Source organism: Pseudomonas pisciculturae (assembly GCF_015461805.1).
Taxonomy (GTDB): Bacteria; Pseudomonadota; Gammaproteobacteria; order Pseudomonadales; family Pseudomonadaceae; genus Aquipseudomonas; species Aquipseudomonas pisciculturae.
This window is the reverse complement of record NZ_JACVZE010000001.1, coordinates 1,112,411-1,135,287: the sequence shown is the minus strand read 5'-3', so window position 1 is coordinate 1,135,287 and position 22,877 is coordinate 1,112,411. Positions and strand designations below refer to the sequence as shown.

The 22,877-nt window shown below is 58.2% G+C and carries 20 protein-coding genes; 3 read left to right on the top strand and 17 right to left on the bottom strand.

From position 1 onward, the window contains the following. Positions 1–99: 99 nt before the first annotated feature. Positions 100–1,725, bottom strand: a complete 1,626-nt coding sequence (locus tag ICY20_RS28545) for a methyl-accepting chemotaxis protein (RefSeq protein ID WP_159958297.1) — start codon at positions 1,723–1,725, stop codon at positions 100–102. A 95-nt stretch (positions 1,726–1,820) separates the two neighbouring features. Continuing rightward, positions 1,821–2,843 (bottom strand): amidohydrolase family protein, encoded by a 1,023-nt coding sequence (locus ICY20_RS05180; RefSeq protein ID WP_194937050.1) that lies wholly within the window; start codon positions 2,841–2,843, stop codon positions 1,821–1,823. Positions 2,844–2,983: 140 nt separating this feature from the next. Between ICY20_RS05180 and ICY20_RS05175 the strand changes: the two genes are divergently transcribed. Together ICY20_RS05175 and ICY20_RS05170 are read left to right on the top strand one after the other, a co-directional pair. After that, positions 2,984–3,400: an OsmC family protein gene (locus ICY20_RS05175; protein ID WP_159958293.1), complete on the top strand. Its 417-nt coding sequence runs from the start codon at positions 2,984–2,986 to the stop codon at positions 3,398–3,400. Between the two features lie 64 nt (positions 3,401–3,464). Next, positions 3,465–4,331 (top strand): pirin family protein, encoded by an 867-nt coding sequence (locus ICY20_RS05170; RefSeq protein ID WP_194937049.1) that lies wholly within the window; start codon positions 3,465–3,467, stop codon positions 4,329–4,331. Between the two features lie 117 nt (positions 4,332–4,448). Here ICY20_RS05170 and ICY20_RS05165 read toward each other — a convergent pair whose 3' ends face one another. The 4 genes from ICY20_RS05165 to ICY20_RS05150 all read right to left on the bottom strand — a co-directional run bounded on the left by ICY20_RS05165 (position 4,449) and on the right by ICY20_RS05150 (position 8,157). Next, a complete protein-coding gene (locus ICY20_RS05165) occupies positions 4,449–5,171 on the bottom strand; it encodes a dienelactone hydrolase family protein (RefSeq protein WP_194937048.1) in 723 nt (240 codons plus the stop codon). Between the two features lie 66 nt (positions 5,172–5,237). Beyond that, positions 5,238–7,142 carry a molecular chaperone HtpG gene (gene htpG / locus ICY20_RS05160; protein WP_194937047.1) on the bottom strand — a complete coding sequence of 635 codons (1,905 nt, stop codon included), beginning with the start codon at positions 7,140–7,142 and terminating at the stop codon, positions 5,238–5,240. Between the two features lie 89 nt (positions 7,143–7,231). Continuing rightward, complete coding sequence (locus tag ICY20_RS05155) at positions 7,232–7,684, bottom strand: PaaI family thioesterase (RefSeq protein ID WP_159958285.1); 453 nt, start codon at positions 7,682–7,684, stop codon at positions 7,232–7,234. Then, on the bottom strand, positions 7,681–8,157 hold the full coding sequence (locus ICY20_RS05150) for a PaaI family thioesterase (protein WP_159958283.1): 477 nt from the start codon (positions 8,155–8,157) through the stop codon (positions 7,681–7,683). The genes ICY20_RS05155 and ICY20_RS05150 overlap by 4 nt, the downstream gene beginning before the upstream one ends. Before the next feature lie 158 nt (positions 8,158–8,315). Between ICY20_RS05150 and ICY20_RS05145 the strand changes: the two genes are divergently transcribed. Then, complete coding sequence (locus ICY20_RS05145) at positions 8,316–8,567, top strand: hypothetical protein (RefSeq protein ID WP_159958281.1); 252 nt, start codon at positions 8,316–8,318, stop codon at positions 8,565–8,567. A 103-nt stretch (positions 8,568–8,670) separates the two neighbouring features. Here ICY20_RS05145 and ICY20_RS05140 read toward each other — a convergent pair whose 3' ends face one another. The 11 genes from ICY20_RS05140 to sdhC all read right to left on the bottom strand — a co-directional run bounded on the left by ICY20_RS05140 (position 8,671) and on the right by sdhC (position 22,824). Then, complete coding sequence (locus ICY20_RS05140) at positions 8,671–9,408, bottom strand: DUF599 domain-containing protein (protein WP_159958279.1); 738 nt, start codon at positions 9,406–9,408, stop codon at positions 8,671–8,673. A 259-nt stretch (positions 9,409–9,667) separates the two neighbouring features. Continuing rightward, the gene (brnQ, locus tag ICY20_RS05135; RefSeq protein ID WP_159958277.1) at positions 9,668–10,981 is read right to left on the bottom strand and encodes a branched-chain amino acid transport system II carrier protein; all 1,314 of its coding nucleotides are present in this window, start codon (positions 10,979–10,981) and stop codon (positions 9,668–9,670) included. A 431-nt stretch (positions 10,982–11,412) separates the two neighbouring features. Then, the gene (gene sucD, locus ICY20_RS05130) at positions 11,413–12,294 is read right to left on the bottom strand and encodes a succinate--CoA ligase subunit alpha (RefSeq protein ID WP_032859181.1); all 882 of its coding nucleotides are present in this window, start codon (positions 12,292–12,294) and stop codon (positions 11,413–11,415) included. After that, the gene (gene sucC / locus ICY20_RS05125) at positions 12,294–13,460 is read right to left on the bottom strand and encodes an ADP-forming succinate--CoA ligase subunit beta (RefSeq protein WP_003233235.1); all 1,167 of its coding nucleotides are present in this window, start codon (positions 13,458–13,460) and stop codon (positions 12,294–12,296) included. Before sucC ends, sucD begins: the two co-directional genes overlap by 1 nt. Before the next feature lie 204 nt (positions 13,461–13,664). After that, positions 13,665–15,101, bottom strand: coding sequence for a dihydrolipoyl dehydrogenase (gene lpdA, locus ICY20_RS05120; protein ID WP_159958275.1), 1,437 nt, complete (start codon positions 15,099–15,101; stop codon positions 13,665–13,667). A gap of 100 nt (positions 15,102–15,201) precedes the next feature. Then, the gene (gene odhB, locus ICY20_RS05115; RefSeq protein ID WP_122489237.1) at positions 15,202–16,422 is read right to left on the bottom strand and encodes a 2-oxoglutarate dehydrogenase complex dihydrolipoyllysine-residue succinyltransferase; all 1,221 of its coding nucleotides are present in this window, start codon (positions 16,420–16,422) and stop codon (positions 15,202–15,204) included. Positions 16,423–16,466: 44 nt separating this feature from the next. Then, positions 16,467–19,298, bottom strand: a complete 2,832-nt coding sequence (locus ICY20_RS05110; RefSeq protein ID WP_159958273.1) for a 2-oxoglutarate dehydrogenase E1 component — start codon at positions 19,296–19,298, stop codon at positions 16,467–16,469. Between the two features lie 261 nt (positions 19,299–19,559). Next, entirely contained in the window at positions 19,560–20,264 is a 705-nt protein-coding gene (locus ICY20_RS05105) for a succinate dehydrogenase iron-sulfur subunit (RefSeq protein WP_003172807.1), read from the bottom strand. 11 nt (positions 20,265–20,275) lie between these two features. After that, positions 20,276–22,048, bottom strand: coding sequence for a succinate dehydrogenase flavoprotein subunit (sdhA, locus tag ICY20_RS05100; RefSeq protein ID WP_159958271.1), 1,773 nt, complete (start codon positions 22,046–22,048; stop codon positions 20,276–20,278). A 3-nt stretch (positions 22,049–22,051) separates the two neighbouring features. Then, positions 22,052–22,420 carry a succinate dehydrogenase, hydrophobic membrane anchor protein gene (gene sdhD / locus ICY20_RS05095; RefSeq protein WP_071486444.1) on the bottom strand — a complete coding sequence of 123 codons (369 nt, stop codon included), beginning with the start codon at positions 22,418–22,420 and terminating at the stop codon, positions 22,052–22,054. Beyond that, positions 22,414–22,824: a succinate dehydrogenase, cytochrome b556 subunit gene (gene sdhC, locus ICY20_RS05090; RefSeq protein WP_177429371.1), complete on the bottom strand. Its 411-nt coding sequence runs from the start codon at positions 22,822–22,824 to the stop codon at positions 22,414–22,416. Before sdhC ends, sdhD begins: the two co-directional genes overlap by 7 nt. Positions 22,825–22,877: the final 53 nt, after the last annotated feature.

Genomic DNA, 22,877 nt, shown 5'->3' with positions numbered 1-22,877 from the left:
TTTAAGACCGAGTCGCCCTCATCGCAGGCAAGCCAGCTCCCACATTTGGAATGCATTCCCCTGTGGGAGCTGGCTTGCCTGCGATTGAGCCCTCCCGCCCTACACCGAAAACCGCGCCACCATGCTATTGAGCCCCACCGCCAACCGCGACAACTCCTGGCTCGCCGCGCTCGTCTGATTGGCCCCGGCAGATGTCTGATGCGCCAAATCGCGAATATTCATCAGATTGCGATCCACCTCCCGCGCCACCGCCGCCTGTTGCTCCGACGCACTGGCGATTACCAGGTTGCGCTCATTGATCAGGGTGAACGCCGACGCAATCGCCTCCAACGCACTCCCCGCCGACTTGGCGATATCCAGCGTGGACCGAGCACGGGTGTTGCTCTGCTGCATCGAGCTGACCGCCTGATCGGTGCCTTGCTGAATCCCGCTGATCATCTGCTCGATTTCCCGGGTCGATTGCTGAGTGCGATGAGCCAGGGCCCGGACCTCATCGGCCACCACTGCAAAACCGCGCCCGGCATCCCCGGCGCGCGCCGCTTCAATCGCCGCATTGAGCGCCAGCAGGTTGGTCTGCTCGGCAATCGAACGGATCACATCCAACACTTTGCTGATGCCATAGACCTTCTGCGCCAAGTCTTCGACCTGCGTCACGTTATCGGTGACATCGGTGGCCAGCGCTTCAATCGACACCACTGTCTGGTGCACCTGCTCACGCCCCTGCTGAGCGATGCGGTCAGACTCGCGAGACGCCTGGGAGGTGGCCACCGCGTTGCTCGCCACTTCCTCCACCGCCGCCGTCATCTGATTGACCGCTGTGGCGGCCTGTTCGATTTCCTGGTTTTGCTGGCTCAGGCCCCGGGTCGCATCCTCGGTGACGCAACTGAGCTCTTCGGAAGCGGAGGCCAACTGGTTCGATGATTCGGCAATCTGGCGAATCGTATCGCGCAGGTTTTCCTGCATCTCCTTGAGGGCCTGCTGCAAGCGCGCCGGCTCATCCTTGCCACTCACGCTGATCTGCGCAGTCAGGTCACCACTGGCAACGCCCTGGGCGACTTTTAGCGACTGTGCCAACGGCAGCACAATGCTGCGGGTCAGCCATACCGCCAAGCCGATGGTGACCAGCGCCGCGAGCGCGATCATGCCGATGACCCAACTGCGCGATTGGCTGAATACACTTTGTGACTGGCTGGCCGCCTGATTGGCATTGGCTTTATTGAGGCTCACCAGTTCATGCAGGGTCTTGGCCATTTCATCGGCCAGTTGATTCATTTCGCCGTTGACGACCTTGATCGCCTCGTCCAACTGATTGGCGGTGGAAAACCCCATGACCTGTTCCTGGCGTTGCAGGTACTGCTGCTCCTGAGCCTTGAAGCGATCAAATAAAGCGCGCTCCTGCGGCAACACGATCAGCGCTTCATAGAGGGCCTGGGCCTGATGCAGGCCATTTTTCAGGTCAGTGAGTTTCTGTTCGTTCTGCGTCAATGATTGAGGGTCGCGGTTGAGTAACAGCCGCAGCGTCAACGCTCGAATTCGCAACAGGTCCTGGCTCATCTCCCCCACCGCCATCACGCTGGGCAGCCAATTGCTCTCCACTTGCTCCGACTGCTGGCGCATATTGGCCATCTGCAACAGGGCAAAGGCGCCCAGGGCAAACACCATCAGCCCCAGTACACCAAACCCCAACCCTGCCCGTGGGGCGATATTCAAACTTCTGATGCTCATGCCCTGGTTCCTTCCAAATGCGCTGCATCCAATTGCAGCTGGCTCTTGAAAGGTATCGGCGCCTCAGCTTTTTTACGTAAGACGAAAACGCGATATCAACGTACAACCTGATCGCGAGTGGTTTTAGGCAGGATGCTCAGGAAGTTGTCGCGGGCGACTTTGTACGCGACTGCCTCGGGTAATGCGTCGAGAAAGGGATCAAAACGGCGCATCTCCTTACCTAGCTTGCTGAAACGCCCTACCACGTCCGACCCCAGCATAAAACGCTCCGGGAAGCGCTCCACCAGCTTTACCCACTCCGCGCGGGGCTTGCCTGCCTCATCGAGCAAATACGGCGTGAGCATGCTCCAGGACAGGTCAATGTACAGATTCGGGTAGGCTTCCAGCAGTCGACTCAAGGTCGGCAGTAAAAAGTCCATTTGCACCTGGTGCCGGTGGATCTCCTTGCTTGTACCGCCATGGGCCCAGATAAAACGCGTGTGCGGGTGATTGCGCAGCGGCTCTTCCACTTCCGCCAGGTACAGGGGATTGCGCTCACGCTTGGAGGTGATGTTGGAATGCAGCATCACCGGCAGATCGTTTTCGGCTGCCAGGTGGTAAATGCGCGTCATCGCCTCGTTGTTGGCACGTGGCGTGTCACCAGACGTGAGGGCTGTAAGGTCGTCATGGCGGGTAAAGACCTCGCCGATCCCCTGCCAAAGGCCGGGGTTGAGGTCGAGCATGCGCTGGATATGCGCAGCGGAATTCTTGTCATTGGGATTGAAGCCCGACAAAAAAGGATGCAACTGCCGACGCTGTTCGGGTGCCAATTTGTTCACGGCGGCCGCGACGATCACATCGGTAGCGCTGTACCAATAGGCATCGGCGTCATCGCCGGCGTAGTAGCGCGGGCGTTTGGGTTCGTCCTCGTGCCACTTCTTCGCGACCGGGATACCGGAAATCATCACATGCTCGATGCGATTGTCAGCCATGGCCTTGAGCAGTGCGTCCATGCCCGCGGTTTCCTGGAAAAAATCCACGTAATGCAGGTGCGCATCGCTGTAGGCATAGTCGCGAGCCTGCGTGGGAAGGCTACTGACAGCAAGCAACAGGGCAAGGCTCAAGCGAGTCCAGGGCACGATAAAACCTCGATAAGGGCTGATACGGGTAGACCTTGCGTGCCCTGCCGGGGTTCATCCAACAAAAAACACGGAACACCTAAGTGCCAGCATGCCCTATAACTGCATGACCTTCATCCTGCCGCCTCGTGAGGTTTGCCATGCCTGTTACCGTCAATACCCTGAACGCCGACAACTTCCGTCATAGCCTCAATATCGACAACCATGAACTGTTCACCGACCTGCCCAAGAGCCTGGGCGGCGATGACTCGGCGCCCTCGCCCCACGACTACTTCGACGCAGCCCTGGCCTCATGCAAGGCCCTGACCGTCAAACTCTACGCCCAGAAAAAGAACATCCCCCTCACTGGCGTGACCGTGGAAGTTACCCACGACAGCACCGAGGAGCAAAAGGGCAAATACAAACTTGCCGTCAAGCTCACCCTCAAGGGCGTGCTCACCGACGAACAACGTGATGAGCTGCACCGCGTGGCCGATCGTTGCCCGGTACACAAGCTGATGACCACCGCCGACGTCACTATCGAGACAAAACTGTCGGAAGGTGCCTTCAGCCAATAGCGCCAACCTCCCGTCGAGCGGGTTATGCTCAGCAGCATCCAACCCGCTCAGACAGGGACGCACCATGACCACCCTCACCGTGATCCGCCCTCGCCCCGAAGACGTCGAGGGCCAACCGATCCTGCGCCCACTGCCTTCGCGGGAGTGCCGCAGCGTCGGGCCCTTTGTGTTTTTCGACCATATGTTGCTTACCCAGTACGCGCCGGGCAGCGGCATGAATATCCGCCAGCACCCGCATATCGGGCTCTCCACCCTCACCTACCTGTTCGAAGGCGCCTTGCAGCATAAGGACAGCCTGGGCTCGGACCAGGTCGTTCAGGCCGGTGATGTGAGCTGGATGACGGCTGGCAGCGCGATTGCTCATGTTGAACGCACACCCGAAGCGATCAAGGCCGCCGGCTTCAGCCTGCATGGCCTGCAAGTGTGGCTGGCCTCGCCCCAGGACCATGAAACCGGGCCGGGCCACTACAGCCATCACCCGGCAGCCAGCTTGCCGGTCAGTGACAACCTGGGGGTGCAGATCAGGATGATTGCAGGCAATGGTTTCTGCCTGAAATCACCGGTCCCGGTACTGTCTCCCACCTTGTATGGCGAGGTGCGGATGCAGACGGCCACCACGCTGTTGATTCCCAATGAGCATGAGGAGCGGGCGGTGTATGTGCTGGAGGGTGAAGCGCAGCTGGACGGCGAGCCGCTTGAGGTGCATAGCCTGGTGGTATTGCCGGCCGGGCAGGAAATGACACTGTTCGCCGAAAGCGACTGCCATTTAGTGGTGTTTGGCGGCGCGCCGTTGGACGGGCCACGACGCATCAATTGGAATTTTGTGGCGAGTGATCCTGCCAGGATCGAGCAGGCCAGGCAGCGGTGGGCGGCTGGGGATTGGCCGACGGTGCCGGGTGAAACAGACAGAATTGAGTTGCCTGGAAAATAGCCATCGGGGGCAAGCCCCCTCCCACATTGGATTGGGTTCACACATTTCTATTTGTGAATACAGTCAAGTGTGGGAGGGGGCTTGCCCCCGATGAGGCCGGATCAGACGCTAAAAAACTCAGCCCCCGAACACTTCATCCAACAAATCATGCATCGACTTGAACGCCCGCTTGGCCGTCTTCGCGTCATACATCATCTTGCCCGGCACATTGGCATGCGGGTCGGTAAAGGAATGCACCGCACCGCCGTAGCTCAGCAATTGCCAATCCACACCGGCTGCATTCATTTCTTCTTCAAATACCGGCAGCTGCTCTCTCGGCACCAACGGATCGGAAGCACCGTGCAGCACCAGCACTGAGCCCTTGACGTGTTTTGCGCCCGCCGGGTTCTGGGTGTCGATGGTGCCGTGGAACGATACCGCGGCCTTCAACGGCGCTCCGGTACGTGCCAGCTCCAGCGAGCAGAAACCGCCAAAGCAGAAACCAAATGTCGCCAGCTTCGACGTATCGACTTCAGCCTGGCCTTGCAGCTGCTCCAAGGCAGCCTGCATCAGCTTGAGCAGCTTCGGGTTGTCGTTCTTCAACGGCATCATCGCCGCCCCGGCTTCATCGCCATTGGTCGGGCGCACGGTCTGCCCGTACAGGTCAGCAACCAATACCACATAGCCTTTACTGGCCACGCTCTTGGCGATCTCTTCGGCACCCGCACTCACCCCCATCCAGTTCGGCGCCATCACCAGGCCGGGCAGCGGGCCCTTCTGGCTGGCATCAAACGCCAAGCGGCTTTCGTAAGACTGGCCATCAATCTGATAGACCACGGAACGTACAGTGACTTGGCTCATCATTTACTCCAGTTGAGGTGCACTAGAACGAAAAAACCCGCCGAAGCGGGTTTTTCTACTACGGGGTCAAACCGACAGTTCAACCAACAGCTTGTTCAGGCGACGCACGTACGCGGCCGGGTCTTTCAAGCTGTCGCCGGCGGCCAGAGCTGCCTGGTCGAAGAGGATGTGCGACAGGTCGCCAAAGCGCTCTTCACTCTGCTCGCTGTCGAGTTTCTCGATCAGCGGGTGAGCCGGGTTGAATTCGAAGATCGGCTTGGAATCCGGCACCTTCTGGCCGCTGGCTTCGAGGATCTGGCGCATTTGCATGCCCAAGTCCGCTTCGCCGATGGCCAGGATCGCCGGGGAATCGGTCAGACGGTGGGAAACCCGCACTTCGCTGACAGCATCACCCAGGGACGCCTTGATACGCTCAACCAAGCCTTCTTTGGCCTTGGCCACTTCTTCGGCTTCTTTCTTCTCTTCTTCGGAGTCCAGGTTACCCAGGTCCAGGTCACCACGGGCCACGTCGACGAAGGACTTGCCGTCGAACTCGTTGAGGTAGCTCATCAGCCACTCATCGATACGGTCAGTCAGCAGCAGCACTTCGATGCCTTTCTTGCGGAAGACTTCCAGGTGCGGGCTGTTCTTGATCTGGGCGTAGGTTTCGCCTGTCAGGTAGTAGATCTTGTCCTGACCTTCCTTGGCGCGCGCCAAGTACTCGGCCAGCGACACGACTTGCTCGCCACCCTCTTCATGAGTTGAGGCAAAACGCAGCAGGCCGGCGATTTTTTCTTTGTTGGCGAAATCTTCAGCTGGGCCTTCTTTCATGACTTGGCCGAAGTTTTTCCAGAAGCCTTTGTATTGCTCAGGCTCGTTCTTCGCCAGTTTTTCCAGCATGTCGAGTACGCGCTTGGTCAGCGCCGACTTCATGGAGTCGATGATCGGGTCTTTCTGCAGGATTTCTCGCGACACGTTCAGCGACAAATCGTTGGAGTCGACTACGCCTTTGATAAAGCGCAGGTACAGCGGCAGGAAGGATTCTGCCTGGTCCATCACAAACACGCGCTGTACGTAGAGCTTCAGGCCTTTAGGCGCTTCACGCTGATACAGGTCGAACGGAGCACGGGCCGGCACGTAGAGCAGCGAGCTGTATTCCAGCTTGCCTTCGACCTTGTTGTGGCTCCAGCTCAGCGGGTTTTCGTAGTCGTGACCGATGTGCTTGTAGAACTCCTGGTATTCCTCGTCCTTGATCTCGGTACGCGGACGGGTCCACAGAGCGCTGGCGCGGTTGACGGTTTCCCATTCAAGCGCAGGCTTTTCTTCGCCTTCGGCGGCTGCTTGCTCTTTTGGCAGCTCAATCGGCAAGGCGATGTGGTCGGAGTACTTCTTGATGATGTTGCGCAGGCGGTAGCCGTCAGCGAACTCATCTTCAGCGTCTTTGAGGTGCAGCACGATACGGGTGCCACGGTCAGCCTTGTCGATGGTGGCGATTTCAAACTCGCCCTCACCCAAGGACGACCAATGCACGCCTTCGCTGGCCGCCAGGCCGGCACGACGGCTGAATACTTCAACTTTATCGGCGACGATAAACGCCGAGTAGAAGCCCACACCGAACTGACCGATCAGGTGGGAATCTTTTTTCTGGTCGCCCGACAGATTCTTCATGAAATCAGCGGTGCCGGATTTGGCGATGGTACCCAGGTGGGTAATCGCGTCTTCACGGCTCATGCCGATGCCGTTGTCTTCGAGGGTGACGGTCTTGGCGTCTTTGTCGAAGCTCACACGGATTTTCAGCTCGGCGCCACCTTCCAGCAACTCAGGCTTGGACAGGGCTTCGAAACGTAATTTGTCGACAGCGTCAGAGGCGTTAGAGATCAATTCGCGAAGGAAAATTTCCTTGTTGGAATACAGCGAATGGATCATGAGGTGCAGCAGTTGCTTTACCTCGGTCTGGAAGCCCAGGGTTTCCTTTTGAGTTTCCACGCTCATGGTCATCAAACTCCAATTGGATGGCAGTGGCCGCGCCCTTGAGGGTTGGCGGCGGGTTGTCATCAAAGTTGGGGGCTAAGACAGGGATTTCAAGGGTGGCTCGCCTCCTCAATCTTGAAATGCGCGCGAGCGGTGGCGATCGGCTCGGCCGCAGTGCTTTGCCAGGCAGTGATGGCCACATTCGCTACCCTTCGGCCCTGGCGCCACACCTGGCACTTGGCGTAGGTGTCGCGAAACTGGCCGGCACGCAGGTAATCCAGGGAGAAGTCGATGATCTTGGGCAGGCCTGGAGCGCCGGTGAACACCAACAGATGCAGCGCCGCAGACAGCTCCATAAAGCCTGCGATCACGCCGCCATGGAGAGCTGGCAATATAGGGTTACCAATATTGTCCTTGTTGGCCGGCAGGCGAAACAGCAATTCATCCCCCAGCCGTGTGCAGTCGATGCCGATCAGCTTGGCGTAGGGGATCAAATCCAGCAGCGCGTCGTAATTACCCCGCGCATGGGCCTGCTCCAGCCGGGTCTTGAATCGATGGCTCATGCTTGCGCTCCCTTAATCTTACTGCCCAGCCCTTGTGTGCCTTTAAGGCGCTTGCCCATGCGCATAAATGTGCCGACCACATGCGCGATGGGTTGCTGCGGGTCGTCCTGATAGGCGAAACCACGGGTGAAGATCACGTCGGTGGTCACCCGGTAGCACTGGGCGAAGCCGTACACGGGCTTGTGCGGTTCGGCCGGGTGCATGTAGTCGATGCGCAGGTCGAGGGTCGGGCACACCTCGAACTCCGGCAATACACAGAGGGTGGCCATGCCGCAGGCGGTGTCCATCAGGGAGGTCAAGGCACCGCCGTGGATCACGCCGGTATGGGGGTCGCCGACAAGTTGCGGGGCGTAAGGCATGATCAGCGTGATGCCCTCCTCGCTCGCATCATGGGTGGTAATTCCCAATACCTGACAATGGCGCAAGGCCGAGACAAAGCGTGACGCACGCTCTAACAAAGGGTTTTCGGTCATTCGTTCAAGACTCTTATTAGTAGTGATCGGCTAAATCAGCAATGTGGCAAAAAGTTCCTTTAAGTCAGTGGTTTATATATCTACACAAAAAAAGGAACTAATGCCGAACCGCCATGCTCGAAAGGCCAGTAGATATCTTCAATAAGGAGAAACAACCCATGCGTAAGACTTTAGCTATTTCCATGATGCTCGCCGCTGCCCTCGGTCTCGCTGCCTGCGACAAAAAATCCGAAGACAAAGCCCAAGACGCCGCTGCACATTCTGAGCAAGCTCAGCAAGACATGGCAAAGGCTCAGGATAAAGTGAACGACGCTGCGAAAGAAAACGCCGATGCTGCCAAAGCTCAGGCTGAATCGAACGCAGCCGCCGCAAAAGAAGCAGCACCCGCTACGCCAGCCACCGGTTCTTAAGACCGCGGTTTGAAATAGCTTCGCTGTAAAAAGAAAGCCCGCTTAGATAGCGGGCTTTACTTTGTCTGCTGTTTTTAGTCGCGCAACTTACACACTGAATGGATTAAGCAGGCTCTTTAGCGGGCTCAGGCAGCGGCATGTCCGTTGGCGTATAGACCATCACTTGCAGTACGTCGGAATGAAACTCTCGGCGATACAGCACCACCACCACCCCGCTGCTCATCAACATGAACAGCCAGGGGCTGACAAACCATGCCAGCATGGTCATGCCGAAATAATAAGACCGCAGGCCAAAGTTGAACTGGTTGGCCGCCATCGAAATCACCCGTGCGGCGCGCAGGGCAAAGGCATTGCGCTCCTGCTCCGACACATGCCGCTCACCGATCATCGGTGCCGACCCCACCAAGACGGCGGCGAAGTTGTATTGACGCATGCACCAGCTGAACGTGAAGAACGCGTAGACAAAGACCAGCGCCAAGCACAGCAGCTTGATCTCCGACATGCCTTGGGAGGCCTGCTGCACCATTGGGATATCCGCCAGCAACGACACTGCCCGCTCCGAGGCACCCAGCACGGTGAGAATGCCGGCAAGGATGATCAAGGTGCTGGAGGCAAAGAACGACGCGTTGCGCTCCAGGTTGCCGATGACACTGGCGTCGGCGATGCGGTTGTCACGCAGCAGCATGCGGCGCATCCAGTCTTCGCGATACAGATGCAGCACGCTGGCCAGGCAAGCGGTGTCCCGGGCTTTCCAGGTGGCATAACGGGTGTAGCCGCCCCAGCACAGGGCGAACCAGAAGGCGGCGAGCAGGTGGATCTGGTTGGTTTCGACGAACGACATGCGGGTCCTTGTTCACAGCAAGAATGACGAACGCGGTCAATGTGGGAGCTGGCTTGCCTGCGATGGCGTCTGTCCAGTCACTGATGCGCTAACTGACATACCGTAATCGCAGGCAAGCCAGCTCCCACTTTGGCCGCGTTCCAATTATAAAATTGTGCAGCCTGTTCGACGCTAGCCCAGGCAAAAAGACACTGCCAGCCGCCCATAAAAAATGCCCCGTATCGATTGATACGGGGCATTTCGGTACAGCCTTTACTGCTTAAGCGATCGCTTCGCTACGCTTGCCCAACATGCGGTCAATCACCACCGCTACCACCAGCACCATCACCGACGGCACCAGCCACGCCAGGCCCTGCTCGCTCAGCGGCAGATTCAGCAACTGCGCAGGCATCCAGTCTGCCAGGCCTGCGCCCTTGAGCGCATCGATGCAGCCAAAGATGAACGACACCAGCATCACCGGGCCAACGATGCGGCCCTGTTCCTGCCAGAAGTCTTTGCAGAAGCTCAGGGCCACCAGCACGATGCACGGCGGGTAGATCGCGGTAAGCACCGGGATCGAGAAGGCAATCAGCTTGGTCAGGCCCAGATTGGACACAAACAGCGAGAACAGCGCCAGAATCACGACCAGAGTCTTGTAGGACAGCGGCAGGATTTTGCTGAAGTACTCGGCGCAGGCGCAGGTCAGGCCTACGGCAGTGACCAGGCACGCCAGAGAGATCAGCACGGCCAGGAAACCACTGCCCAACGAACCGAAGGTGTGCTGCACATAGGCGTGTAAAACGGCGGCGCCATTGGCGGCACCAGCGGCGACTTCATGGCTGCCAGCACCCAAGCGGAACAGGCTGACATACACCAACGCCAGGCCCACGCCGGCAATCAACCCGGCGATGATCGCGTAGCGGGTGATCAGCTTGGGCGACTCAACGCCACGGGAGCGGATCGCGTTGACAATCACGATGCCGAATACCAGCGCGCCCAGAGTGTCCATGGTCAGGTAACCATTGATGAAGCCTTGAGAAAACGGTGCCGCAACGTATTCCGGGGTGGCGACGCCCACTTCACCGGCAGGCAACGCGAATGCGGCAATGCCGAGTACGGCCAGCGCAATGATCTTCAGCGGTGCGAGGAAGCGGCCCACGGTATCCAGCAGTCGCCCTGGGTACAGGGACACGAAGAACACCACCAGGAAATACACCGAGCTGTAAAGGAACAGCGCCAGCGGGCTCTCACCGGTCAACGGTGCCAGGCCCACTTCAAACGACACGGTCGCGGTACGCGGGGTGGCGAACAGCGGCCCTACCGCCAGATACGCCGCCGCCGCAAGCAGGCCACCGGCGATCTTGCCGATCGGGCTACTCAAAGCGTCCATACCGCCGCCGACCTTGGCCAGGGCGACCACGGTAACCACCGGCAGACCGACTGCGGTGACCAGGAAGCCCAGCGCTGCCATCCAGACATGAGGCCCGGACTGCAAACCAACGATAGGCGGGAAGATGATGTTGCCAGCGCCCACGAACAGGGCAAAGGTCATAAAGCCCAACGCCAGGATATCCTGGCTTTTCAACACTTTCATTTCGGGAAATACCACACTACTGAATCGGAATTTAGAGAGGGGTTCCCTGTGGATGAGGGAAATACTGCCAGCCCTGATGGGGGCCGACCGGTCTAGCGCGGGGCTTCCTTTTGGGAGGCACACGCATAAAGAGGCGGCTAGGGTACAGAAATCGGCTGACAAACGCACTGTTGCGGGGCGAACTGTCCGATAAGCGACATTCAAATGTCGCGTTTTCATACTTAACTTGGCAATAGATTCCCCTGTGGGAGCTGGCTTGCCTGCGATAGCGGTTCATCAACCAGCTCATCGGGTCCTGATACACCGCTATCGCAGGCAAGCCAGCTCCCACATTCGACCGAGTAAGCCCCCGACAAATGGGCAAATCCGAAATGCACAAAGGCCACCCGAAGGTGGCCTTTGCTTGGTAAAGCGTCAGCTAAGCGCGAGGCTTACTTGACAGCCCAACCGGTCAGCTCGGACAAAGCCTTGCCGATGTCTGCCAGCGAACGCACGGTTTTAACGCCTGCGTCTTCCAGGGCAGCAAACTTCTCGTCTGCAGTGCCTTTGCCGCCAGAGATGATTGCGCCAGCATGGCCCATGCGCTTGCCAGCAGGGGCAGTCACACCAGCGATGTAGGAAACAACCGGCTTGGTCACGTGTGCCTTGATGTAGGCAGCCGCTTCTTCTTCAGCCGAACCGCCGATCTCACCGATCATCACGATCGCTTCGGTCTTCGGGTCTTCCTGGAACAGTTTCAGGATGTCGATGAAGTTCGAGCCAGGGATCGGGTCACCGCCGATGCCGACGCAAGTCGACTGACCGAAACCGGCGTCAGTAGTCTGCTTGACAGCTTCGTAGGTCAGGGTGCCGGAACGGGAAACGATACCGACTTTACCTGGCAAGTGAATGTGACCTGGCATGATGCCGATCTTGCATTCGCCTGGGGTGATCACGCCTGGGCAGTTAGGGCCGATCAGGGTAACACCCAGCTCGTCGCACTTAACTTTAGCGTCCAGCATGTCCAGGGTAGGAATGCCTTCGGTGATGCAAACGATCAGCTTGATGCCGCCGAAAGCTGCTTCCAGGATCGAGTCTTTGCAGAAAGGAGCCGGTACGTAGATCACGCTGGCAGTAGCGCCAGTTTGAGCCACAGCATCTTTCACGGTGTTGAACACTGGCAGGCCCAGGTGCTCGGTGCCGCCTTTGCCCGGAGTTACGCCGCCAACCATCTTGGTGCCGTATTCGATGGCTTGCTGGGTGTGGAAACTACCTTGCGAACCGGTAATACCCTGGCAGATAACTTTGGTGTCTTTATTGATCAGGACGCTCATTATTTGCCCTCCGCAGCTTTGACAACTTGTTGAGCAGCGTCGGTCAGGCTGGTAGCCGCGATGATGTTCAAACCGCTTTCTGCCAGTACTTTAGCGCCCAGTTCAGCGTTGTTACCTTCAAGGCGAACAACAACCGGGATTTTAACGCCAACTTCTTTCACTGCACCGATGATGCCTTCGGCAATCATGTCGCAACGAACGATGCCGCCGAAGATGTTGACCAGTACTGCAGCGACGTTGGAGTCGGACAGGATGATCTTGAACGCTTCGGTTACGCGTTCTTTGGTAGCACCACCGCCCACGTCGAGGAAGTTGGCTGGTTTGCCGCCATGCAGGTTGACGATGTCCATGGTACCCATGGCCAGGCCAGCACCGTTGACCATGCAACCGATGTTACCTTCCAGGGCTACGTAGTTCAGTTCGAACTTGGCAGCGTGCGCTTCGCGCGGATCGTCTTGGGACGGATCGTGGAAAGTCTTCAGCTTAGGCTGACGGTACATGGCGTTGGCGTCGATGTTGATCTTGGCGTCCAGGCAGTGCAGATCGCCATCAGCCTTGATCACCAGCGGGTTCACTTCCAGCAGAGCCAGATCGTGATCCTGGAACAGTTTGGCCAGACCTACGAAGATCTTGGCGAACTGGGCAACTTGCTTGCCTTCCAGGCCCAGCTGGAAAGCCAGCTCGCGACCCTGGAATGGCTGAGCGCCAACCAGTGGGTCGATAGTAGCTTTCAGAATTTTTTCTGGGGTTTCGTGAGCGATCTTCTCAATGTCCACGCCACCTTCGGTGGAGGCCATGAACACGATGCGACGGCTCGAACGGTCAACGACAGCGCCCAGGTACAGCTCTTTAGCGATATCAGTGCACGATTCAACCAGGATCTTGGTGACTGGCTGGCCATTGGCATCAGTCTGGTAAGTCACCAGACGCTTGCCCAGCCACTGCTGTGCGAAGGCCTTGGCGTCTTCTTTGCTGCGAACCAGCTTAACGCCGCCCGCTTTACCGCGACCACCAGCGTGGACCTGGGCTTTGACAACCCACTCGGTACCACCGATTTTGTCGCAAGCTTCTGCTGCTGCTTCCGGGGTGTCTACTGCGTAGCCCTTGGATACTGGCAGGCCGTATTCAGCGAACAGCTGCTTACCCTGATACTCGTGAAGATTCATGCTTTTTACCGTCTTCGTTAGGTACTGCGCATTCGGCGCTGCGCTCATTATGAGTGCCGCGCCACCTGTGACTGCTGCTTGCGCAACTTGCGGGGCTCAAGGCCCGTAAAGCTGCGCAAGGCTGCGTCCAGCGGATATTCCGCGGTGAGTCTTGCTCGCAAGGCTCACGACGGGCAACTCCGCCGTGGTTTCTTATTATCTCGCTTAGCGCTTCTTGCGGTTGGCGATGTGGATGGCGCCGCCATTCACTGCCAACGCAGCTTCGTGCAACGCTTCGGACAGGGTTGGATGGGAGAAGACCATCATGCCCAGGTCTTCGGCACTGGTGCCGAATTCCATACCGATTGCGCCTTGCTGAACCAGTTCTGCAGCGCTCGGGCCAATTACGTGCACGCCCAATACGCGGTCAGTCTTGGCATCAGCGATGACTTTGACAAAACCACCGGTGTCGTTCGCTGCCATGGCACGGCCAGAAGCGGCAAACGGGAAGGTGCCGACGTTAACTTCAACGCCTTCAGCTTTCAACTGCTGTTCGTTCTTGCCGACCCATGCAATTTCCGGGTGGGTGTAGATAACCGATGGGATCAGGTCGTAGTTCATCTGGGTTTTGTGACCCTTGATGCGCTCGACAACCATGATGCCTTCTTCGGAAGCCTTGTGCGCCAGCATCATGCCGCGAACCACGTCACCAATGGCGTATACGCCAGGTACGGAGGTTGCGCAGTGATCGTCAACGTGGATGAAACCACGCTCGTCGATACTCACGCCGCTGTCGGAAGCCAGCAGGTCGGTGGTCACTGGGCGGCGACCAACGGCTACGATCAGCTTGTCGAAAGTGATGGTTTTTTCGCCATCCTTGTCGGTGTAGTTAACGACAACTTCTTCGCCGTTGACTTTCGAGCCGGTCACGCGAGCGCCCAACTTGATGTCCAGACCTTGTTTGGTCAGGGTTTTCAGCGCTTCTTTGGACACTGCGGTGTCGGCAGCCAGCAGGAACGTGTCCAGGGCTTCCAGAACGGTCACTTCCGAACCCAGGCGGGACCATACCGAACCCAGTTCCAGGCCGATCACGCCAGCGCCGATCACGCCCAGACGTTTTGGAACCGATTGGAATTCCAGGGCGCCGGTCGAATCGACGATCACGTTCTGGTCAACTGGAGCAGGCGGAATGTCGATTGGGCGCGAACCTGGAGCCAGGATCACGTTTTCAGCTTCGATGACTTCAACCGAGCCGTCTGGCTTGGTGATTTCGACTTTCTTGCCGGCCAGCAGTTTGCCGTGGCCTTGCAGGGAAGTGACGCCGTTGGCCTTGAACAAGGTGGCAACGCCGGAAGTCAGGCCTTTAACGATGTTGGCTTTACGGCCGACCATTGCTGGCACGTCCATGGTCACGCCAGCATGGTTGATGCCGTGGATCGCGAAGCCGTCTTGGGCTTCGTGGAATTTCCAGGAGCTGTCCAGCAGCGCCTTGGAAGGAATGCAACCAACGTTCAGGCAAGTACCGCCCAGCGCCAGTTTGCCTTCCTTGTCGGTGTATTTTTCGATGCAAGCAGTCGAGAGGCCCAGTTGTGCAGCCTTGATGGCGGCAACGTAGCCGCCAGGACCTGCACCAATCACTACAACGTCAAATTTCTGCGACATGAAAATAGTTCCTCTATTCAGCGACAAGCTTCAAGCGACACGTTGCAAACCAGGCTGCTTTTTCCTACAGCCTGTAGCTCGCAACGTGTTGCTGCGTCTTTTAGATGTCCAGCAGCAGACGAGCCGGGTCTTCCAGCAGGTTCTTGATGGTCACCAGGAAAGTCACGGCTTCTTTACCATCGATCAGGCGGTGATCGTAAGACAGTGCCAGGTACATCATTGGGCGGATCACGACTTGACCGTTGATGGCCATCGGACGCTGGATGATGTTGTGCATGCCCAGGATCGCAGCTTGCGGCGGGTTGACGATCGGCGTCGACATCATCGAACCGAAGGTACCACCGTTGGTGATAGTGAAGGTACCGCCGGTCATCTCGTCGATGGTCAGCTTGCCGTCACGGGCTTTCTTGCCGAAGCCGGCGATGCCGCCTTCGATTTCAGCCAGGCTCATCAGTTCGGCGTTACGCAGAACAGGTACCACCAGGCCACGGTCGCTGGACACGGCAACGCCGACGTCTGCGTAGCCATGGTAAACGATGTCGCCGCCGTCGATGGAAGCGTTGACTGCCGGGAAGCGTTTCAGCGCTTCGGTGGCCGCTTTCACGAAGAACGACATGAAGCCCAGGCGCACGCCGTTGTGGCTCTTCTCGAACAGGTCCTTGTACTTCGAACGCAGGGCCATGACTTCGGTCATGTCGACTTCGTTGAAAGTGGTCAGCATCGCCATGTTCGACTGAGCTTCAACCAGACGCTTGGCCACGGTGGCACGTACGCGGGTCATCGGTACGCGCTTCTCGGTGCGGTCACCAGCAGCGAACACAGGCGCAGCAGCAGCCGGGGCAGCAGCCTTGGCAGGTGCAGCAGCTGGAGCGTTTTTCTTGGCTTCAACAGCAGCAACCACGTCTTCCTTGGTCACGCGGCCGTCTTTGCCAGTGCCTTTGATGGAAGCCAGGTTGATGCCGTTTTCTTCGGCCAGCTGACGTGCAGCTGGTGCGGCGATTGGGTCTTCAGCGCCAGCAGCCGGGGCGGCAGCAGGAGCCGAAGCAGCCGGTGCAGCGGCGGCAGGAGCAGCGGCAGCAGCGCTGCCCGCTTCGATCGAGCCCAGTACCTGGTTCGACAGAACGGTAGCGCCTTCTTCGGCAACGATTGCGCCCAGCACGCCGTCAGCTTCAGCCAACACTTCCAGAACGACTTTGTCGGTCTCGATGTCGACGATCAGGTCGTCACGCTTTACAGCGTCGCCTGGTTTCTTGTGCCAGGTGGCAACGGTGCCATCGGCAACCGATTCCGGGAATGACGGGGCTTTGATTTCGATAGCCATTATCTGTGTGTCCTTAAAATTCGGTTTCAGTCAGCGCGAAGGCGTTAAACAGTGAAAGCATCTTGCAGCAGTTTTTCCTGCTGCTCGGCGTGCATCGACGCATAACCACAGGCAGGTGCGGCCGAAGCATCGCGACCGGCGTACTCCAGGTTCAGCGCCTTGTTGTGGTTACCCATGCTGCGACGCAGGTGATGCTGGCTGCTGTACCACGCGCCCTGGTTCATCGGCTCTTCCTGGCACCACACCACATTGGTGAGGTTGGTGTAAGCCGCGATGGCTTCCATCAGGTCGTCTTCCGGGAACGGGTAAAGCTGCTCGATACGCACGATGGCGATGTCTTCACGGCCTTCGGCACGACGTTTTTCCAGCAAGTCGTAGTAGACCTTGCCGCTGCACAGCACGAGGCGAGTCACTTTGGCCGCGTCCAGCGTGTCGATTTCTGGAATCACGGTCTGGAACGAACCGTCCGCCAGATCTTCCAGTGTCGAGATGGCCAATTTATGACGCAACAGCGATTTCGGGGTCAGCACTACCAGCGGCTTGCGCAGCGGGCGGATCACCTGACGACGCAGCAAGTGGTAGATCTGGGCCGGGGTAGTCGGCACGCACACCTGGATGTTGTGCTCGGCGCACAGTTGCAGGTAACGCTCCAGACGGGCCGAAGAGTGCTCCGGACCCTGACCTTCATAACCGTGTGGCAGCAGCATGGTCAGACCGCACAGACGGCCCCACTTGTGCTCGCCGCTGGTGATGAACTGGTCGATAACCACCTGGGCACCGTTGGCGAAGTCGCCGAACTGGGCTTCCCAGATCACCAGCGCGTTAGGCGTGGTGGTGGAGTAGCCATATTCGAACGCCAGTACGGCTTCTTCGGACAGGAACGAGTCGTACAGGTCGAAACGTGGCTGGCCTTCGTACAGGTTCTGCAACGGGATGTAGGTGCCCGCGTCTTTCTGGTTGTGCAATACCGCGTGACGGTGCGAGAACGTACCACGGCCGATGTCCTGGCCGGTCATGCGGATCGGGTGACCTTCGAACGCCAGGGTCGCGTACGCCATGGTTTCGGCGTAACCCCAGTTGATCGGCAGGCCGCCGGCTTGCATTTTTTGACGGTCTTCGTAGATCTTCGCAACCTGGCGCTGAACCACGAAGCCGTCTGGAATTTCCAGCAGCTTGGCAGACAGTTCCTGCAAGGTTTTCAGGTCGAACGAGGTGTCGTGACGCGCAGTCCAGGTGTGACCCAGGTACGGACGCCAGTCCACGAACAGCTCTTTGTTCGGCTCTTTGACCAGGCTTTTCACTACGTGCAGGCCGTTGTCCAGCGCGTTGCGGTATTCATCGATCTTCGCCTGAACACGTGCTTCGTCAATCACACCGGCCTTGATCAGGCTCTCGGCGTACAGCTCACGGGTGGTGCGCTGCTTGGTGATCTGCTGGTACATCAACGGCTGGGTGCCGCTTGGTTCGTCGGCTTCGTTGTGACCGCGACGGCGGTAGCAAACCAGGTCGATCACCACGTCACGCTTGAACTGCATGCGGTAGTCGACAGCCAGTTGGGTCACAAACAGTACGGCTTCCGGATCATCACCATTCACATGGAGGATCGGCGCCTGGATCATCTTGGCAACGTCGGTGGCGTACTCGGTGGAGCGCGCGTCCAGTGGGTTGCTTATGGTGAAGCCAACCTGGTTGTTGATGACGATGTGAACGGTGCCGCCGGTCTTGAAGCCGCGAGTCTGCGACATCTGGAACGTTTCCAGCACCACGCCTTGACCGGCGAATGCCGCGTCACCGTGGAGGGAAATCGGCAGAACCTTTTCACCGGTGGTGTCGTTACGACGATCCTGGCGAGCACGGACCGAACCCTCGACCACTGGAGAAACGATTTCCAGGTGGGATGGGTTGAAGGCCATGGCCAGGTGAACTTCACCGCCGGTCGTCATGACGTTGGACGAGAAGCCCTGGTGGTATTTAACGTCACCGGAACCCAGCTCGACCTTCTTCTTGCCTTCGAACTCGTCGAACAGTTCACGCGGGTTCTTGCCGAAGGTGTTGACCAACACGTTCAGGCGACCACGGTGAGCCATGCCGATCACGATTTCCTTGGTGCCGTACGAACCGGAACGCTGGATCAGCTCGTCGAGCATCGGGATCAGGCTTTCGCCGCCTTCGAGGCCGAAACGCTTGGTGCCCGGGTATTTGGTACCCAGGTATTTTTCCAGGCCTTCGGCAGCGGTTACGCGCTCAAGCAGGTGGCTGCGTACGTCGGCGGACAAAACCGGACGGCCACGCACACCTTCCAGGCGATGCTGGAACCAGTGGCGTTGCTCGGAATCGGTGATGTGCGTGAACTCAGCGCCAATGGTGCGGCAATATGTCTGCTGCAACGCTTCGTGAATTTCGCGTAGGCTCGCTTCCTCTTTGCCGATGAACAGGTCGCCGGCACGGAAGGTCGTATCAAGATCGGCATTGGTCAAGCCGTAATGATTGATCGACAGGTCAGCAGGTGCAGGACGCTTCCAGAGCCCCAGCGGGTCAAGCTGGGCCGCCTGGTGGCCGCGCATCCGATAGGCCTGGATCAGTCGCAGTACTTCAACTTGCTTCTTCTCATGCTCACTGCTCACGCTGCCGGCGGAAACCGGTTGGGCGCGGCGCTGGTTCTTTGCCAGCAGCACGAACTGATCGCGAATTGTTGCATGCGATACATCGGTGGCAGCGTTGCCGTCTGAAGACAACGTCTGAAATTTGGTGCGCCATTCTTCTGGCACAGCGTTAGGGTCGTGCAGGTAGAGCTCATAAAGCTCTTCCACATAGGCAGCGTTACCACCTGAAAGATAGCCGCTGTTCCACATGCGCTGCATCACGCTTTCTTGCATGCTTGGTCACCCTCGATTTGGGGACACCACCGGCGAAAACACCGAGTTTGCTTGCAAAAGGCCAAGTGCAGCGACCAAAACAAGCCACTTAGGATCACGCTGATAGTTCGGGTACCAACCCGAATGCCCCTGCTTGTCTCATTTCTTCAAAATAAGAGCTGCGGCTTTGTAAGTCGCTGCTCAAGTTAAAACTACGGCGCCGGTTGAAGCCTGCGCCGTAGCATTTACGGGCACAACGGTCCTGCTTTTACTACAACGTCGTTACACGCCGCTTTGCAGCAGCATGTTACGGATGTGACCAATGGCCTTAGTCGGGTTCAGGCCTTTGGGACATACGTTGACGCAGTTCATGATCCCGCGGCAGCGGAATACGCTGAACGGGTCATCCAGCGAAGCCAGACGCTCGGATGTCTTGGTGTCACGGCTGTCTGCCAGGAAGCGGTACGCTTGCAGCAGGGCAGCTGGGCCCAGGAACTTGTCCGGGTTCCACCAGAAGGACGGGCAAGAGGTCGAGCAGCAAGCGCACAGGATGCACTCGTACAGACCGTCAAGCTTCTCACGCTCTTCCGGGGACTGCAGACGCTCGATGGCCGGAGCCGGCGTGTCGTTCTGCAGGAACGGCTTAACTTTCTCGTATTGCTTGTAGAAGATGCTCATATCGACGACCAGGTCACGGATAACCGGCAAACCTGGCAGAGGACGAACGATCAGCTTGTTGCCTTTAACCACGGCAGACAGCGGCGTGATGCACGCCAGGCCGTTTTTACCGTTGATGTTCATGCCGTCGGAACCGCACACACCTTCACGGCAAGAGCGACGATACGAGAAGCCTTCGTCCTGCTCTTTGATCAGTGCCAATACATCCAGCACCATCAGGTCTTTACCACCGGTATCGACCTGGAACTCCTGCATGAACGGCGCAGCGTCCTGATCAGGGTTGTAGCGATAAACACTGACTTTCAACATGGCAGCCACCCTTAGTAAGTCCGAATCTTCGGTTCAAACGTCGGAACCGTCTTCGGCGAGAAGTTCACGGCACGCTTGGTTACGCGCTTGTCACCCGGGAAGTACAGGGTGTGGCACAACCAGTTTTCGTCGTCGCGGTCTTCAAAGTCTTCACGGGCGTGGGCACCACGGGATTCTTTACGAACCTCGGCAGCGATTGCGGTCGCTTCGGCCACTTCCAGCAGGTTTTGCAGCTCAAGGGCTTCGATACGAGCGGTGTTGAACGCCTGGCTCTTATCGTTGATCTTGACGTTGGCGATGCGCGTGCGCAGGTCGGCCAACTGGGCAATGCCCTTCTGCATGTATTCGCCGGTACGGAACACACCGAAGTAGTTCTGCATGCAGCTTTGCAGCTCGCGACGCAGGGTTGCCACGTCTTCGCCATCGGTACGCTCGTTCAGAGCATTCAGACGCGCCAGGGCAGCTTCGATGTTGGCGTCGGTGGCGTCATCGTATTCGATGCCGTCAGTCAGCGCTTTTTCCAGGTGCAGGCCAGCAGCACGGCCGAATACCACCAGGTCGAGCAGCGAGTTGCCGCCCAGACGGTTGGCACCGTGTACCGATACGCAAGCCACTTCGCCTACAGCGAACAGACCGTGGATGATCTCGTCCACGCCTTCGGCGTTCTGGGTGATCGCCTGGCCATGAATGTTGGTCGGCACGCCGCCCATCATATAGTGGCAAGTCGGAACCACTGGTACTGGCGCCAGTACCGGGTCAACGTGAGCAAAGGTCTTGGACAGCTCACAGATACCTGGCAGGCGGCTGTGCAGCACTTCCTCGCCCAGGTGATCGAGCTTGAGCATCACGTGGTCGCCGTTCGGGCCACAGCCGTTACCGGCGATGATTTCTTTAACCATCGAACGAGCAACAACGTCACGGCCAGCCAGGTCTTTCGCGTTCGGAGCATAACGCTCCATGAAACGCTCGCCATGCTTGTTGATCAGGTATCCACCTTCACCACGGCAACCTTCGGTAACCAGTACACCAGCGCCGGCGATGCCGGTCGGGTGGAACTGCCACATTTCAATGTCTTGTACCGGCACGCCAGCACGCAGCGCCATGCCTACGCCGTCACCGGTGTTGATCAGGGCGTTGGTGGTCGAAGCGTAGATACGGCCTGCACCGCCGGTCGCCAGCACGGTGGCCTTGGCACGGATGTAGGTGGTTTCACCGGTTTCGATGCAGATGGCGATCACACCGACGAACTCGCCTTGGGAGTTCTTCACCAGGTCGACAGCGTAGTACTCGTTCAGGAACGTGGTACCGGCTTTCAGGTTGCCCTGATAAAGGGTGTGCAGCAGCGCGTGACCAGTACGGTCGGACGCGGCGCAGGTACGGGCAGCCTGCCCGCCTTTACCGTAATCCTTCGACTGACCGCCGAATGGACGCTGGTAGATACGGCCTTGTTCGGTACGGGAGAACGGCAGACCCATGTGGTCCAGTTCGAACACCGCGGCCGGGCCTTCCTGACACATGTATTCGATAGCGTCCTGGTCACCGATGTAGTCGGAACCCTTGACGGTATCGTACATGTGCCAGCGCCAGTCATCGTTCGGGTCGGCGGAAGCGATGGCGCAGGTGATGCCACCCTGGGCCGATACGGTGTGGGAACGCGTCGGGAACACCTTGGTGATCACGGCAGTCTTGTGACCGCCCTGGGCCAGCTGCAGTGCAGCGCGCATGCCAGCACCGCCGCCACCAATAATGATGGCGTCGAATGAAATAGTTGGAATGTTAGCCATGAATCAGATACCCCAAAGAATCTGCACACCCCAGACGAAGTAAGCGAACATCGCGACGCCGCAGACTGCCTGGAAGAGAAAACGTACTGCTGTCGCGGACTTGCCCAGCGCCATCGGCGTCAGGTAGTCGGTCGCGATGGTCCACATGCCAACCCAGGCGTGTGCGCCCAGGGCTACAAGGGCCAGCAGACTGAAGATTCGCATCGCATTGTGGGCAAACAGGCCGTGCCATTGCTCATAGCCAATGCCTGGGTTTGCGACGAGGTATCCGATCAGGAAAATGAAATAAGCCGCGAGAACGACCGCAGACACACGTTGTGCCATCCAGTCATAGAGGCCCGAACGCGAAAGGTTCGTAACGCTGGTTACCATATCCAAACTCCTGCCAGAACGATCAACACCACGGAAATGGCGATGATGATTTTCGAGCCCAGGCGGCCGCCTTCCAGCGTCTCACCGATACCCGCATCCATGATCAAGTGGCGCACACCGGCTACCAGGTGATACAGCAGAGCGGACAGGAGGCCCCATGCTACGAACTTGGCCAGCGGGCTGGTCAAGCATGCCTTCACCTCGGCGTAACCTTCCTCGGAACCCAGGGATTTGCTCAATGCATAAAGCATGATGCCCAGGCCCAGGAACAGGATGATGCCGGAAACACGGTGCAGGAACGACGTAACGCCGGTGATGGGGAGTTTGATGGTCCTTAGGTCTAGGTTTACAGGTCGTTGGCTATTCTTCACGGCTTTTTTTTCACACTGAAGAGCCCCTAACAATCAGGGCAAAGTTGTAGGGGAGTGCACTGGTCAGGTAGCACCACCCAGGGAGT

Excerpts from the sequence above, each read along its gene's own strand:
- brnQ (WP_159958277.1), bottom strand. The coding sequence starts at position 10,981 with ATGAAAGTGTTGAAAAGCCAGGATATCCTGGCGTTGGGCTTTATGACC.
- ICY20_RS05170 (WP_194937049.1), top strand. The coding sequence starts at position 3,465 with ATGACCACCCTCACCGTGATCCGCCCTCGCCCCGAAGACGTCGAGGGC.
- ICY20_RS05175 (WP_159958293.1), top strand. The coding sequence starts at position 2,984 with ATGCCTGTTACCGTCAATACCCTGAACGCCGACAACTTCCGTCATAGC.
- odhB (WP_122489237.1), bottom strand. The coding sequence starts at position 16,422 with ATGGCTATCGAAATCAAAGCCCCGTCATTCCCGGAATCGGTTGCCGAT.
- ICY20_RS05105 (WP_003172807.1), bottom strand. The coding sequence starts at position 20,264 with ATGTTGAAAGTCAGTGTTTATCGCTACAACCCTGATCAGGACGCTGCG.
- ICY20_RS05140 (WP_159958279.1), bottom strand. The coding sequence starts at position 9,408 with ATGTCGTTCGTCGAAACCAACCAGATCCACCTGCTCGCCGCCTTCTGG.
- ICY20_RS05155 (WP_159958285.1), bottom strand. The coding sequence starts at position 7,684 with ATGAGCCATCGATTCAAGACCCGGCTGGAGCAGGCCCATGCGCGGGGT.
- sdhA (WP_159958271.1), bottom strand. The coding sequence starts at position 22,048 with ATGGCTAACATTCCAACTATTTCATTCGACGCCATCATTATTGGTGGC.
- ICY20_RS05145 (WP_159958281.1), top strand. The coding sequence starts at position 8,316 with ATGCGTAAGACTTTAGCTATTTCCATGATGCTCGCCGCTGCCCTCGGT.
- ICY20_RS05150 (WP_159958283.1), bottom strand. The coding sequence starts at position 8,157 with ATGACCGAAAACCCTTTGTTAGAGCGTGCGTCACGCTTTGTCTCGGCC.
- ICY20_RS28545 (WP_159958297.1), bottom strand. The coding sequence starts at position 1,725 with ATGAGCATCAGAAGTTTGAATATCGCCCCACGGGCAGGGTTGGGGTTT.
- ICY20_RS05110 (WP_159958273.1), bottom strand. The coding sequence starts at position 19,298 with ATGCAAGAAAGCGTGATGCAGCGCATGTGGAACAGCGGCTATCTTTCA.
- htpG (WP_194937047.1), bottom strand. The coding sequence starts at position 7,142 with ATGAGCGTGGAAACTCAAAAGGAAACCCTGGGCTTCCAGACCGAGGTA.
- sucD (WP_032859181.1), bottom strand. The coding sequence starts at position 12,294 with ATGAGCGTCCTGATCAATAAAGACACCAAAGTTATCTGCCAGGGTATT.
- ICY20_RS05165 (WP_194937048.1), bottom strand. The coding sequence starts at position 5,171 with ATGAGCCAAGTCACTGTACGTTCCGTGGTCTATCAGATTGATGGCCAG.
- lpdA (WP_159958275.1), bottom strand. The coding sequence starts at position 15,101 with ATGTCGCAGAAATTTGACGTTGTAGTGATTGGTGCAGGTCCTGGCGGC.
- sdhD (WP_071486444.1), bottom strand. The coding sequence starts at position 22,420 with ATGGTAACCAGCGTTACGAACCTTTCGCGTTCGGGCCTCTATGACTGG.
- sucC (WP_003233235.1), bottom strand. The coding sequence starts at position 13,460 with ATGAATCTTCACGAGTATCAGGGTAAGCAGCTGTTCGCTGAATACGGC.